11 protein-coding genes are annotated in these 13761 nt (G+C 63.1%); 10 read left to right on the top strand and 1 reads right to left on the bottom strand.

Annotated features, from left to right (window positions below):
* Positions 1–66: 66 nt before the first annotated feature.
* The 9 genes from gcvP to O987_RS12820 all read left to right on the top strand — a co-directional run bounded on the left by gcvP (position 67) and on the right by O987_RS12820 (position 12209).
* Positions 67–2970 (top strand): aminomethyl-transferring glycine dehydrogenase, encoded by a 2904-nt coding sequence (gene gcvP / locus O987_RS12860; protein WP_043372650.1) that lies wholly within the window; start codon positions 67–69, stop codon positions 2968–2970.
* 251 nt (positions 2971–3221) lie between these two features.
* Positions 3222–5402, top strand: coding sequence for a PAS domain-containing hybrid sensor histidine kinase/response regulator (locus tag O987_RS12855; RefSeq protein WP_034399997.1), 2181 nt, complete (start codon positions 3222–3224; stop codon positions 5400–5402).
* A gap of 32 nt (positions 5403–5434) precedes the next feature.
* Entirely contained in the window at positions 5435–6097 is a 663-nt protein-coding gene (locus tag O987_RS12850; protein ID WP_043372647.1) for an RluA family pseudouridine synthase, read from the top strand.
* A gap of 350 nt (positions 6098–6447) precedes the next feature.
* Positions 6448–7569 carry a high-affinity branched-chain amino acid ABC transporter substrate-binding protein gene (locus O987_RS12845; RefSeq protein ID WP_003055476.1) on the top strand — a complete coding sequence of 374 codons (1122 nt, stop codon included), beginning with the start codon at positions 6448–6450 and terminating at the stop codon, positions 7567–7569.
* Positions 7570–7666: 97 nt separating this feature from the next.
* Positions 7667–8590, top strand: coding sequence for a high-affinity branched-chain amino acid ABC transporter permease LivH (gene livH / locus O987_RS12840; protein ID WP_003055478.1), 924 nt, complete (start codon positions 7667–7669; stop codon positions 8588–8590).
* Positions 8590–9828, top strand: a complete 1239-nt coding sequence (locus O987_RS12835; protein ID WP_003055480.1) for a high-affinity branched-chain amino acid ABC transporter permease LivM — start codon at positions 8590–8592, stop codon at positions 9826–9828. The genes livH and O987_RS12835 overlap by 1 nt, the downstream gene beginning before the upstream one ends.
* Before the next feature lie 55 nt (positions 9829–9883).
* On the top strand, positions 9884–10651 hold the full coding sequence (gene livG / locus O987_RS12830; protein WP_003055481.1) for a high-affinity branched-chain amino acid ABC transporter ATP-binding protein LivG: 768 nt from the start codon (positions 9884–9886) through the stop codon (positions 10649–10651).
* Entirely contained in the window at positions 10651–11364 is a 714-nt protein-coding gene (locus tag O987_RS12825) for an ABC transporter ATP-binding protein (RefSeq protein ID WP_003055483.1), read from the top strand. The genes livG and O987_RS12825 overlap by 1 nt, the downstream gene beginning before the upstream one ends.
* A gap of 80 nt (positions 11365–11444) precedes the next feature.
* Complete coding sequence (locus O987_RS12820) at positions 11445–12209, top strand: SDR family NAD(P)-dependent oxidoreductase (protein ID WP_003055484.1); 765 nt, start codon at positions 11445–11447, stop codon at positions 12207–12209.
* A 4-nt stretch (positions 12210–12213) separates the two neighbouring features.
* Here O987_RS12820 and O987_RS12815 read toward each other — a convergent pair whose 3' ends face one another.
* Complete coding sequence (locus O987_RS12815) at positions 12214–12678, bottom strand: hypothetical protein (RefSeq protein WP_043372646.1); 465 nt, start codon at positions 12676–12678, stop codon at positions 12214–12216.
* Between O987_RS12815 and O987_RS12810 the strand changes: the two genes are divergently transcribed.
* Positions 12677–13660 (top strand): Bug family tripartite tricarboxylate transporter substrate binding protein, encoded by a 984-nt coding sequence (locus tag O987_RS12810; RefSeq protein ID WP_003055485.1) that lies wholly within the window; start codon positions 12677–12679, stop codon positions 13658–13660. The genes O987_RS12815 and O987_RS12810 overlap by 2 nt on opposite strands.
* The last annotated feature ends 101 nt before the right edge of the window (positions 13661–13761 follow it).

The raw sequence follows: 13761 nt of genomic DNA, 5'->3' as shown, positions 1-13761 counted from the left end.
ATACGGCATTCACGCATGCCTGGCATGCAAACCGTCAGTCACAGTATTTGAGAATAGGTCCCTCCCATGCTGATGTCGCCTCCCGCCCCCGTCGCTTCGCTGCAAGCGCTGGAAAACAGCCACGAATTCATCCCCCGTCATATAGGCCCGGACGCCGAGGAGCAGCAAAAAATGCTGGCCGCCATCGGCAAGCCCTCGCTGGACGCCTTGATTCGCGATGTGATGCCCGACTCCATCGCCCGCGCCAGGCCCATGGATCTTCCGGCGCCGATTACCGAAGCCGCTGCGCTGGCCGAACTCAAGGCCATCGCCAGCAAGAACCAGATGCTGAAGAGCTTTATCGGCCAGGGCTACTACGGCACGCACACGCCGGGCGTCATCCTGCGCAACATCCTCGAGAATCCCGCCTGGTACACAGCCTACACACCCTACCAGGCCGAGATTTCGCAGGGTCGCATGGAAGCACTGGTCAATTTCCAGACCATGGTGACCGACCTGACCGGCATGCCGATTGCCAATGCCTCGATGCTGGACGAAGCCACGGCTGCCGCCGAGGCCATGACGCTGGCCAGGCGCTCTGTCAAATCCAGAAGCCATCGCATCGTGCTCGCCGGCGATCTGCACCCGCAGACGATTGAAGTCATCCAGACCCGCGCCCGGCCGATCGGCATCGAAGTGGTGATCGCCAACAGCCAGCAGGAGTGGGAAACTGCGCTGGCAGGCGATCTGTTTGCCGCGGTCATCCAGTACCCCGCGTCCAGCGGCTGGATTGTGGACTGGAAGGCCGATGTGCAAGCCATTCACGCCAAGCAGGCGGCTGCCATCGTGGCAACCGACCTGCTGGCCCTGACCCTGCTGACACCTCCCGGAGAATGGGGTGCCGATATTGTCGTGGGCAACAGCCAGCGCTTCGGCATGCCCATGGGCGCAGGCGGCCCGCACGCAGCCTTCATGGCCTGCCGCGACGAATACAAGCGCAGCCTGCCTGGTCGCCTGGTGGGCGTCAGCGTCGATGTGCATGGCAAGCCCGCCTACCGCCTCGCGCTGCAGACGCGCGAACAACATATCCGCCGCGAAAAGGCGACGTCCAATATCTGCACGGCCCAGGTCCTGCCGGCCGTGATCGCCAGCATGTATGCCGTCTACCACGGCCCCCAGGGGCTGAAGCGCATCGCACAGCGGGTGGCACGCCTGACGGCGATCCTGAGCCGGGGCCTGGCCCAGCTGGGCTTCAGCGCCCATCACCACGACACGGCCTTCGACACACTGAGCCTGCATACCCGGGAGGCAACCGATGCCCTGGCGGCCCGTGCCGTATCCCGAGGCGTCAATCTGCGCAAGGCCTGGGATGAATATCTCTGCATCAGCCTGGACGAAACCACGACCCGGGCCGATGTCGAGCTGCTCTGGAGCATCTTTGCCCAGGAGGGCCAGGTTCTGCCCACCATCGAGGCCATGGACGAAGGCCCGACCTCGCTGATCCCCGAATCCCTGCAGCGCAGCACAGCCTATCTGAGCCACCCGGTCTTCAACACCCACCATTCCGAAACCGCCATGCTGCGTTATATCCGCAGCCTCAGCGACAAGGACCTGGCACTGGACCGCAGCATGATCCCGCTGGGCAGTTGCACCATGAAGCTCAACGCCACCAGCGAGATGATTCCCATCACCTGGCCAGCGTTCGCCGACATCCACCCGTTTGCGCCCTCCAACCAGCTGCAAGGCTATGCCGAGCTGGACCGGCAGCTGCGCGACTGGCTGTGTCAGGCCACGGGCTACGCGGGCATCAGCCTGCAGCCCAATGCGGGCAGCCAGGGAGAATACGCAGGTCTGCTGGCCATCAAGGCCTTCCATGAGTCACGCGGCGAGGCACACCGCAATATCTGCCTGATTCCCAGCAGCGCCCACGGCACCAACCCGGCCAGCGCGCAAATGGTGGGCCTGCAGGTCGTGGTCACCCAATGTGACGACAACGGCAACGTGGACATGGCGGATCTGAAGCTGGCCTGCGAGAAGCACAGCGCCAATCTGGCCTGCATCATGATCACCTACCCCAGCACGCACGGCGTGTTCGAGACCCAGGTCAAGGAGCTGTGCCAGCTGGTGCACAGCCATGGCGGCCGCGTCTATGTGGACGGCGCCAATATGAACGCCCTGGTGGGTCTTGCAGCGCCTGGCGAGTTCGGCGGAGATGTCAGCCATCTGAACCTGCACAAGACCTTCTGCATTCCCCACGGCGGCGGCGGCCCCGGAGTCGGCCCCGTATGCGTGGTCGAGGATCTGGTGCCCTTTCTGCCGGGGCATGCCACCGCAGGCGCTGTCCGCCAGGTGGGAGCTGTCAGCGCAGCGCCTCTGGGCAATGCAGCCGTTCTTCCAATCAGCTGGATGTATATCCGCATGATGGGCGAACCGGGCCTGAAGCTGGCAACCGAGACCGCCATCCTCAACGCCAACTACATCAGCGCGCGGCTCAAGGAGCACTTCCCCACGCTGTACGCGGGCGAATACGGGCACGTGGCCCATGAGTGCATCGTGGATCTGCGCCACTTCAAGGACAGCTGCGGCGTGATGGCCGAGGACGTTGCCAAGCGTCTGATCGACTACGGCTTCCATGCACCGACGCTGTCCTTTCCCGTGCCCAACACGCTGATGGTGGAGCCGACCGAGAGCGAAAGCCTGTATGAGCTGGACCGTTTCGTCGAGGCCATGATCGCCATCCGCGCCGAAATTGCCGAAGTGGAGGCCGGCAGACTGCCGCGGGACGACAACCCGCTCAAGAACGCCCCCCACACGGCAGAGTCCTTGCTGACCGCAGACTGGCAGCATGGCTATAGCCGCGAGACAGCGGCCTACCCCCTGCCGGCGCTGCGCCGCGCCAAGTACTGGAGCCCCGTGGGCCGCGTGAACAACGTCTATGGTGACCGCAATCTGTTTTGCAGCTGCGTGCCCATGGATGCCTACGCTAACTGATAGCCCGAGACCGGCCTTCCGCCGCCAAAGCCAGTGCACTGCCGTCGCACTGGCTTTTTTCATCCCGATTCAGGCCCATGCACCCGGCAATAGGACGCGCCCTGCCATCAGTGAATGAGTGCCCAAGGTCCATGCCCTCTCCAGGGCTGCTGCGGGACATGGTCTTGAATGGGCCGATGATGAGCAACGATCCGCTTTTTCTAGGGCAGGAGCCGGGACCGGCTTACACTGCCGGGAATTCTGCCTGTTTCATGAGCTCCTCCGAACCCACGCCCCCACCCTTGCTGCCTGTGATCGACGGCGGTCTGCCCCTGCATGCCCTGCTGGCCCCGGGCGCCGCCCCGTTGGGCCTGAACGCCAGCACCCAGCCCCTGGTGCCCGACGATGATGACCCGCTGCAGGCTCTGGTGGCAGAGCTGCGCAACTACCAGCACGAGCTGGAGCTGCAGAACGAGGTGCTCAACTACAGCCAGGCCGTGGCCGAGAGTGCGTCGGAGCGATTTGAGACACTGTTTGCCAGCATCCCGCTGCCGCTGCTGGTGGTCGACGAATACGATATGGTGGTCCAGGCCAATGCCATGGCCCACCGCGCATTTCAGCCCACCGAGAAAGATCGGCTGCTGATCAACTTCAAGCCCTTTGTGCACTTCAAGGATGCGGAGCGCGTGACCACAGCCTTCGAGCAGGCCAAGGCGCTGGGGCGTGCCGAAGTCCACGAGGTACTGTTCCGGATCACCGACGAATTCGAGCTCTGCGGCGACCTGCATGTGGCGGGCGTGATCGTGCCACAGCAAAACGGCCCGGCCACCTGGCAGTATCTGTGCGCCGTGGTCAACCAGGGCCCGCTGCTGGCCGAGCGCAAGGCCTTGCAGGAACGCAACCAGCAGCTCTATGCCAGCGAAAGACGGCTGGAGTCGGTGATCAACTCTGCGCTGGATGCCATCATCTGCGTCGACCAGTACCAGCGCATCACCGTCTTCAACCCCACGGCGGCAGCCCTGTTTCTGTGCTCGCCCCAGGATGCGCTGGGCAGTCCGCTGGAACGCTTTTTGCCCGATGCTGCACGGGCGCTGGCCTTTTCCTCGCTGACCACGCAGGCCGTGCTGGGCGAGATGACGGGTCTGACCATGGCGGGACGCGAGATCCCCATGGAAATCAGCGTCTCCTTCGAGCACCACAGCAGCGGCGACACCACCACCATCTTTGCGCGCGACCTGACCAGCCGCAATCGTGCCGAAGCCCAGCGCAATGCGCTGGAAACCCAGCTGCGCGAATCCCACAAGATGCAGGCCGTGGGCACCATGGCCGGCGGGATCGCCCATGACTTCAACAACATCGTGGGCGCCATTCTGGGCAATGTGGAGCTCGCAAAAGTCGACAGCGCCAACAACCCGGCCGCCATGGAAAGCCTGCGCGAGATCGAAAAAGCCGGTCGCCGTGCGCGTGATCTGGTGCGCCAGATTCTGACCTTCAGCCGCAACGACCTGCCCGAGCGCCGCCCCGTTCAGGTGCAGGAGGTCATGTCGGACACGGCGCGCCTGCTGCGCGTGACCTTGCCACCTTCCATAGAATTGCAGGTACTGGAGAGCGAGGGGCTGCCGCCGCTGATGGCCGACCCCACCCAGGTGGAGCAGGCGCTGTTCAATCTCTGCAACAACGCCATGCAGGCCATTGGCAACCAGCGCGGCTTCATCCAGATGCGGGCCATGCGCATCGCGCCCGACCATTACCAATGCGAACGCCTGGGCCTGCCTGTGGCCGAATACCTGGTCTTCATGGTGCAGGACTCGGGCCCCGGCATCGACATCGTGACCCAGCGGCGTATCTTCGAGCCTTTTTTCACCACCAAGCCGGTGGGCCAGGGTACCGGCCTCGGTCTGTCGGTGGTACATGGCGTGATGCGCACCCATGGCGGCGCCGTCGATGTGCACAGCGAGCTGGGCCAGGGCAGCTGCTTCACGCTGTACTTTCCCCTTGGCGAGCCGAGCGGCAGTCACCCTACGCAGGCACCGCTGCGCACGGACAAGCCCGAAGCGCCGCTGGCCGAGCCGGTCCAGGCCACGCGCGCCAGCCATGTGATGTATGTGGATGACGACCAGGCCCTGGTCTTTCTTTTCCAGCGCCTGCTGCGCCGTCGCGGCTATGAAGTCTCGGGCTTCACCGACCCGCGCGAGGCCATGGCGGCCCTGGAAAGCGAGCCCGAGCGCTTTGACCTCATCGTCACCGACTACAACATGCCCGGCTTCAGCGGCCTGGACCTGCTCAGGCAGGCTTTGCAGGTCAGCCCGCAACTGCCCGTGGCGCTGGCCTCCGGTTATGTGACGGCCGAGATCGAGCAGGCCGCGATTGCAGCCGGAGCCCGGGCCCTGATCCACAAGCCCAACGACGTGCAGGAGTTCTGCGCCACCGTTCATGAGTTGCTGAACCCCTGAAACCACCGACAAATGCTTGAATGAGTGCTTGAATGAGTGCGTTGAACTGTGTTTATGAAGATGAGCATCTGCTGGTGCTGGACAAGCCCTCTGGCCTGCTGTGCGTGCCCGGTCGCGGCCCGGACAAGCAAGATTGCCTGAGCCTGCGCGCCCTGCAGCATTTCGGCGATGCGCTGGTGGTGCACCGGCTCGATCAGGCCACCTCGGGTCTGGTCATCATGGCGCGCAATCCGGTCGTACAGCGGCAGCTCGGCCAGGCCTTTGCCGAACGCCAGGTCGACAAGCGCTATATCGCCGTGGTGGCCGGTGATCTGCAGGCGGGTCCGGAAACCGCCGATGCCCAGGGCTGGCAGCTGATCGATCTGCCGATCGCGGCCGACTGGGAACGCCGTCCGCTGCGAGTCATCAACCACGAAAACGGCAAAAGCAGCCAGACACTATGGCAGGCGCTGGAGCAGACCGGGCAGCAGGAGATGACCTGCACCCGCGTCCTGCTGAGTCCGCTGACGGGCCGCACCCATCAATTGCGCCTGCATATGGCCGCCTCGGGCCACGCCATCCTGGGCGATGCGCTGTATGCCGACGAAACGGTGGCCAGCGCCAGCCCGAGGCTGTTGCTGCATGCGACGGCACTGGAGCTGGTACATCCGGTCACCGGCACTTTGCTGATGCCGAAAAGCGAGCCTGACTTTTAAGCTGCATCAAATCTGCTGCAGCCGTCAAGCAGCAACAGTTGCTGCGCTGCAACAAAGACCCTTCGAAACCATGCCCGCGGCCCCCCGGAATCGGCACCCAAAGACCGCCGATGCGGACACTTGCCGCACCGTTCCGGCTTGGGCCATGCATATACATTACAAATGAAGGCAAGGCCATAGCCTCTGGGTAATAGCTGCTATGCACGACATAGCAAAAACCGAAAGCCTGCACCAGCCCCTGCATACCCTGTTGCCTTCGTTTACCACTCGATTAATCTGAGCTTCTTTGCGCGAACTGCTATGGCAGCAATCGCGCTTTTCGAACATCTCTCGAGATTAAGGAAGTCCTCATGAGCATTCCGTTCCGCATGCAAACCGTTGTTGCCGCCCTGGGCCTGGCTGGTGCCGCCCTGGTCTCCACCGCGCATGCCCAAATCAAGATCGCCCTGGTCATCCCAACCACCGGTGCGCTGACCCAGTATGGCGACATGGTCAAGGAAGGCGCAACCACCGCCGTCGAAATGGCCAACGCCTCTGGCGGCATCAATGGCAAGAAGATCGAACTGGTGCCCGTGGACGATGCCTGCGAGCCCAAGCAAGGCCCTGTTGCAGCCAACCGCGTGGTCAACAGCAAGATCGGCTATGTGGTCGGCCCCGTCTGCTCGGGTGCCTCGATTGCCGCAGCGCCCATCTACAACAACGAAGGCGTGGTGGTCGTCACTCCCTCGGCCACCTCCCCCGCACTGACCGACGGCAAGAACTACCACTTCATCTTCCGCACCATCGGCCGTGATGACCAGCAGGGCCCCGCAGCCGCCAAGTTCATTGCCGAGAAGCTCAAGCCCAAGAAGGTTGCCGTGCTGCATGACAAGCAGTCCTATGGACAGGGCATTGCCTCCTCCGTGCGTGACGACCTGAAGAAGGCCAAGATCGACGTGGCCCTGTTTGAGGGCATCAACGCCGGCGACAGCGACTACTCCGCCGTGATCACCAAGCTCAAGGGCGCAGGCGTGGACTTTGTCTACTACGGCGGCTACCACCCAGAAATGGGCCTGCTGCTGCGCCAGGCTGCCGAGCAAGGCCTGAAGGTCAAGATGATGGGCCCCGAAGGCGTGGGCAATCCTGAAGTCAACGCCATCGCCGGCCCTGCCGTCGAAGGCATGCTGGTGACCCTGCCCGCCGACTTTGCCGCCAACCCCAAGAACGCGGCTGTGGTGAAGGCTTTCGCCGACAAGAAGCGCAATGCTTCGGGCGCCTTCCAGCTGACCTCGTTTGCCGCCACCCAGTCTCTGCTGGCCGCCATCAAGGCCGCCGGCGACAACCCTGCCAAGGTGGCGGACTGGATGCACAAGTCCACCGGTGTGGACACCGTGCTGGGCCCCGTCTCCTGGAACAAGCAGGGTGACCTGAACTCCTTCGACTTCCAGGTCTTCCAGTGGCACAAGGACGGCAGCAAGTCGCTCGCAAAGTAATTCCACCACCTTCTTCCGGGGGCAATGGCAGGGGCCATGCCTCCGGATATTTGCTATCTGGCCCTCGGGCCTTTTCCTGTTTCAAGGGTGGCGTTACATGTCAGACATTCTCCCCCAGCTGATACAACAGCTTTTCAACGGGCTCTCACTCGGAGCCATTTACGCCCTGATCGCCATTGGCTACACCATGGTCTACGGCATCATCGGCATGATCAATTTCGCACACGGCGACATCTACATGATCGGGGCCTATATAGGCCTGGTCACGCTTTCTGCCATAGGCACGCAAAGCGGCTTGCCGGTCTGGGCCATCATCGGCCTGATGCTGGTCGTGGCCGTCTTCGTCACCGGCGTCTACGGCCTGGTGGTCGAACAGGTGGCCTACAAGCCCGTGCGCCAGAGCCCGCGCCTGGTGGCGCTGATCTCGGCCATCGGCATGTCCATCTTCCTGCAGAACTGGGTGGCCCTGGGCCAGGGTGCGCGCGACATGGCCGTTCCTTCGCTGCTGCCCGGTGCCATCAACTTCCATATGGGAGATTTCGAGGTCTTCATCCCCTACACCCGCGTGCTCATCATTGCCGTGACCGTGGTGCTGATGATCGCGCTGACCATGTACATCAAGCATTCGCGCATGGGCCGTGCCTCGCGTGCCTGCGCGCAGGACATGCACATGGCCAATCTGCTGGGAATCGACACCAACAAGGTCATCTCCTTCACCTTTGTGCTGGGCGCCGTGCTGGCCGCCGTGGGCGGCGTGCTGATTGCGCTGGCCGTGGGCAAGCTCAATCCCTTCATCGGCTTTCTGGCCGGCATCAAGGCCTTCACGGCTGCCGTGCTTGGGGGCATCGGCTCCATTCCCGGTGCCATGCTGGGCGGTGTGATTCTGGGAGTGGCCGAGACTTTTGCCGCCGCCTACATCTCGTCGGAATACAAGGACATCGTGGCCTTCGGCCTGCTGGTGACCATCCTGATGTTCCGTCCCTCGGGCCTGCTGGGAAAACCTGAAGTGGAGAAGGTCTGATGAAGTACAGCTTTTCTGCCGCTTTGCGCGATGCGCTGATCGCCACCGTGATGACGGCCATCGTCGTCACCCCCATCTTCAGCCTGCACCTGGAGCGCGCCGGTGTTCGCACCGTCATCGCCCCCGACTGGAGCATGACCGGCTGGGCCTGCCTGGCCATCTTCGTCGTGCAGATGCTCAAGCCCCTGTTCGCCGGCAAACTGCCCACGCTCAACCTGCCGGCCGTGCCGCAGATGAAGTCGGGCACCCGCAACGTCGTCATCTTCGTGGTGCTGATGATGGCCGCGTCCTGGCCCTTCTTCGCCGGCCGCAATGCCGTCGACATTGCAACTCTGGCCATGATTTACGTCATGCTGGGCCTGGGCCTGAATGTGGTGGTCGGCTTTGCCGGCCTGCTGGATCTGGGCTTTGTGGGCTTCTATGCCGTGGGTGCCTACACCTACGCGCTGCTGTTCCACTGGGCCGGCTGGACGTTCTGGGAAGCGCTGCCGCTGGCCGGTGCGGCCTCGGCGCTGTTCGGCTTCGTACTGGGCTTTCCTGTGCTGCGCCTGCGCGGCGACTATCTGGCCATCGTGACGCTGGGCTTTGGTGAAATCATCCGCCTGCTGCTGGTCAACCTGACCAGCTTCACGGGCGGCCCCGATGGCATCTCCAGCATCCCCAAGCCCTCGGTGCTGGGCCTGCCGATGACACGCACGCCGCTGACCGAGGACGGCACCACTTTTCACCAGTTCTTCGGCATGGAGTTCAACTCCATGCACATGGTGATCGCGCTGTATCTGATGGCGCTGCTGCTGGCCATGGTGACGCTGTTCATCAGCAACCGCCTGATCCGCATGCCCATAGGCCGCGCCTGGGAAGCCCTGCGCGAAGACGAGATCGCCTGCCGCTCCCTGGGCCTGAACCCCATGAAGATCAAGCTCTCGGCCTTCACGCTGGGCGCCATGTTCGCGGGTTTCGGCGGGGCCTTCTTTGCGGCACGCCAGGGCATTGTCAATCCCGAGTCCTTCACCTTCATCGAGTCGGCCCTGATCCTGGCCATCGTGGTGCTGGGCGGCATGGGCTCGCAGCTTGGCGTAATCGTCGCTGCCATCATCCTGACCGTACTGCCCGAGCTGGCACGCGAATTCTCCGAATACCGCATGCTGATCTTCGGCCTGGTCATGATTCTGATGATGATCTGGCGTCCCCAGGGCCTGCTGCCCATGAAGCGACATCAGGTGGAGGTGAAGTCATGAAATTCCACCTGAACGCTATCATTTCAATAACTACAACCACAGGCAGGGCAAACGCATGAGCGAGTATTTGCTAGAAGTCAAAGACCTGTGCATGCGCTTCGGCGGCCTGCTGGCCGTGGACAACGTGGGCTTTAACGTACGCCCTCAGGAAGTGTTTGCCATCATCGGCCCCAATGGCGCGGGCAAGACCACGGTGTTCAATTGCATCAGTGGTTTCTACCAGCCTTCGGGCGGCAGCGTCGTGCTGGACGGCCAGAGCATTGCGGGCCAGAGCAGCCATCACGTCGCCAACCACGGCGTGGTGCGCACCTTTCAGAACGTGCGTCTGTTCAAGAGCATGACGGCGCTGGAAAACCTGCTCGTCGCCCAGCACCGCCAGTCGCGTGCCAGCTTGCTCGGCGGCCTGTTCAACACCCCCGGCTATCGCCGCGCCGAGCAGGAAAAGATCGACAACGCACTCCAGTGGCTGGACGTGATGGGCCTGCGCCAGTTCGCCAACCGCGAAGCCGGCAATCTGGCCTATGGTCACCAGCGCCGCCTGGAGATCGCACGCTGCATGATCACCAAGCCCCGCGTGCTGATGCTGGACGAGCCCGCTGCCGGCCTGAACCCCCAGGAGAAGAAGGACCTGCAGCATCTGATCGACCAGCTGCGCAAACAGTACGGCGTCGCCGTGCTGCTGATCGAGCACGATATGGGCCTGGTCATGGGTGTGTCCGAGCGCATCCTGGTCATGGAGTACGGCAAGCCCATCGCCATGGGCCTGCCCGAGGCGATTCGCAATGATGAACGGGTCATCAAGGCCTATCTGGGAGAGGCCTGATGAGCCAGCATATGTTACAACTGGAGCAGGTCTCCACCCATTACGGCGCGATCTGCGCGGTCGATCATGCCAGCCTGCATGTCGATCAGGGCGAGATCGTCACCCTGATCGGCAGCAATGGCGCGGGCAAGACATCGCTGCTGATGACGGTGTGCGGCAATCCGCGCGCCAGCGGCGGACGCATTCTGTTCGAGGGCGACGACATCACCCAGATGTCCACCCACCACATCATGCGCCGCGGCATCGCCATCTCGCCCGAAGGCCGTCGCGTCTTCAAGGATCTGACGGTGACCGAGAATCTGCAGATGGGCGGATTCTTCCTGAACAAGACCGAGATTGCCGACGGCATCGAGCATGTCTTCAAGCTCTTCCCGCGCCTGAAGGAACGCGCAGCGCAGCGCTCGGGCACCATGTCGGGCGGCGAGCAGCAGATGCTGGCCATAGGCCGTGCGCTGATGAGCAAGCCGCGTCTGCTGCTGCTGGACGAGCCCACGCTGGGCCTGGCTCCGCTCATCATTGCGCAGATCTTCGAGATCATCCAGACCATCCGCGCAGCGGGTGTGACGGTGTTCCTGGTCGAGCAGAACGCCAACCGTGCCCTGCAGATTGCCGACCGCGGCTATGTGCTGGAAACCGGCAAGGTGGTGCTGGAGGACAGCGGCGTCAACCTGCTGAGCAATGACGACGTGCGCAAGGCCTATCTGGGTCATTGATCGCCTTTGACCCTGCAGCAGGCCCCGCCGGACGCCAGCCCTGCGGGGCTTGTTCTTTTCTGCCTTGAATCGACCGTAAGATGCCCGGCATGACCAAGCATTTAACGATTCTGACAGGCGGCTCCCGTGGCATGGGCCTGTCCATGGGACAACGGCTGCTGCAACAAGGCCATCAGTTGCTGAGCATTGCCCGCAAGACCAGCACCGCCCTGGCCTCCAGCGCCAGCAAGCCCGAGCAGCTATTGCAATGGGAGCAGGATCTGGCGCAAAGCGCCGCAGCCGCGCAGCGCCTCACGACCTGGCTGGAAACGCAGGACCACAGCGCATGGGCCAGCATCACCCTGATCAACAACGCCGGTGTCATTCCGCAGATTGCGCCGCTGTCTCAAGTGCCTGCGGCCGATATGATCCATGCGCTGCGCGTGGGTCTTGAAGCGCCCATGGCCCTGACCGGAGCCTTTCTCGGTGCGACCGAGAGCTGGGAAATTCCCCGCAAGGTGCTCAATATCTCCTCGGGTCTGGGCCGCCGCGCCATGGCTTCGCAAGCCAGTTACTGCACGGCCAAGGCGGGCATGGACCAGTTCAGCAGCTGCGTGGCGCTGGAAGAAGCGGCCAAACCCAACGGCGCGCGCATTGTGTCTCTGGCCCCCGGCGTCATCGACACCGATATGCAGGTGCAGCTGCGCAGCGCGGCCTCGGCCGATTTTCCGGATGTGGCCCGTTTTGCCAGTCTGCACAGCAACGGCCAGCTGACCTCGGCCGACGATGCCGCAGACCGCGTGCTGGCCTGGCTGGCGCGGCCCGATTTCGGTGACCAGGTGATTGCCGACGTACGTCAGGCCTGAGCCTTCATTCGCAGCCGTTGACATCCAAGCCTTGGCTGCACTGCCGAGTCCCCGCAAAGCCGGGGTACAGGCCCGGCCTATTCACGAACCAAGCCTTCGCACCTCGGCCATGCGTGGCAAAATGTTTCGACTGCTCTGCAACTGCCTCGACGCCGTGCGCAGAGCCGCAATCCGCGCCCGTGGGCCACATCGGCAGCGACACCCGATCGGTACGCTGCCTCCGTGCTAGCAACTGCAGCAACCCTGCGGTGCAGCGCGTGCGGATGGCGATCATGTCCGTACAGCATGGCTCGCGCTCCCCGGTAAAGACAAATACCCATTGATGGCGGAACCACCCTCCCCGATCATCGAAAAGCCCACCTTCCGTGACTCTGGCTTCTGAGTTCAGGACTCGGACACCAGCCGCGACTGCGCCGCCCTTTTCTGCGGGCCAGCGCTCCCCCGTTCGTCTCTGGAGTTTCTTTTTCATGTTTCGCCAAATCCTCATCAGCACAGCCGTGATCGCAAGCGCGGGCCTGAGCTTTTCCGCCGCTGCACAAGACCCCGCAGCCGAATACCCCAACAAGCCCGTGCGCATGATCGTGCCCTTCCCGCCCGGCGGCGGCACCGACATCCTCTCGCGCGTGATTGCCAACAAGCTCACCGAAGTCAGCAAGTGGACCGTGGTGCCAGACAACCGAGCGGGTGCAGGTGGCACCATCGGCATCACCGAAGCGGTGAAAGCAGCCCCTACGGGCTACGACATGGTGATGGGCCAGAAGGACAATGTGGTCCTCGGCCCCTATCTCTACAAGAACCTGCCCTGGAACCCCACCAGGGACCTGATCCCCGTGGCCCATGTGGCCTACACCCCCATCGTGATCGCCACGGCCGCCAACTCGCCCTACAAGACGCTGGCCGACGTGGTGGCTGCAGCCAAGAAGAACCCGTCCAAGATCACCTATGGCTCGCCCGGCAACGGCACCAGCATCCACCTCGCGGGCGTGATGCTGGAAAAGGCCTCGGGCATTCACCTGACCCACGTTCCCTACAAGGGCTCCAACCCCGCGATGATGGATGCGCTGGCCGGCAATGTGGACCTGCTGGTCTCGTCCGTGCCATCGGCCATCGGCCAGATCAAGTCCGGCAAGCTGCGCGCGATTGCCGTCACCTCGGCCAGCCGCTCCAGCTCGCTGCCCGACACACCCACGCTGGCCGAATCGGGCCTCAAGGGCTTTGATGTGAGCACCTGGTATGGCCTGTTCATGCCCAAGGGCACGCCCTCGTCCATCGTGACCAAGGTCAATCTCGAAGTGAACAAGCTGCTGGCCATGCCCGAAGTGCGCGAGGCCATTCTGACCCAGGGCGCCGAGCCCCAGTCCATGAGTGTCGCCAACTTCGACAAGATGTTCCAGGCCGACTTCAAGCAGTCCAAGCAGATCGTGGAGTCCTCGGGCGCCAAGATCGAGTGACGCCGCAATGCGCGGAGGATCGGCATCCTCCGCGCTACCGCAGCGGATCGACCTGATCTGCATCAATGCGGCATATGACAAGCTCATGAATACTTCTGCGG

This window comes from Comamonas testosteroni TK102, assembly GCF_000739375.1.
GTDB lineage: Bacteria > Pseudomonadota > Gammaproteobacteria > Burkholderiales > Burkholderiaceae_C > Comamonas > Comamonas brasiliensis.
Note: the sequence above shows the minus strand (reverse complement) of the source record. Positions and strands in the feature narration are given on the sequence as shown.

Coding starts and splice junctions, on each gene's coding strand:
- gcvP (WP_043372650.1), top strand. CDS start 67: ATGCTGATGTCGCCTCCCGCCCCCGTCGCTTCGCTGCAAGCGCTGGAA.
- O987_RS12855 (WP_034399997.1), top strand. CDS start 3,222: ATGAGCTCCTCCGAACCCACGCCCCCACCCTTGCTGCCTGTGATCGAC.
- O987_RS12850 (WP_043372647.1), top strand. CDS start 5,435: ATGAGTGCGTTGAACTGTGTTTATGAAGATGAGCATCTGCTGGTGCTG.
- O987_RS12845 (WP_003055476.1), top strand. CDS start 6,448: ATGAGCATTCCGTTCCGCATGCAAACCGTTGTTGCCGCCCTGGGCCTG.
- livH (WP_003055478.1), top strand. CDS start 7,667: ATGTCAGACATTCTCCCCCAGCTGATACAACAGCTTTTCAACGGGCTC.
- O987_RS12835 (WP_003055480.1), top strand. CDS start 8,590: ATGAAGTACAGCTTTTCTGCCGCTTTGCGCGATGCGCTGATCGCCACC.
- livG (WP_003055481.1), top strand. CDS start 9,884: ATGAGCGAGTATTTGCTAGAAGTCAAAGACCTGTGCATGCGCTTCGGC.
- O987_RS12825 (WP_003055483.1), top strand. CDS start 10,651: ATGAGCCAGCATATGTTACAACTGGAGCAGGTCTCCACCCATTACGGC.
- O987_RS12820 (WP_003055484.1), top strand. CDS start 11,445: ATGCCCGGCATGACCAAGCATTTAACGATTCTGACAGGCGGCTCCCGT.
- O987_RS12810 (WP_003055485.1), top strand. CDS start 12,677: ATGTTTCGCCAAATCCTCATCAGCACAGCCGTGATCGCAAGCGCGGGC.
- O987_RS12815 (WP_043372646.1), bottom strand. CDS start 12,678: ATGAAAAAGAAACTCCAGAGACGAACGGGGGAGCGCTGGCCCGCAGAA.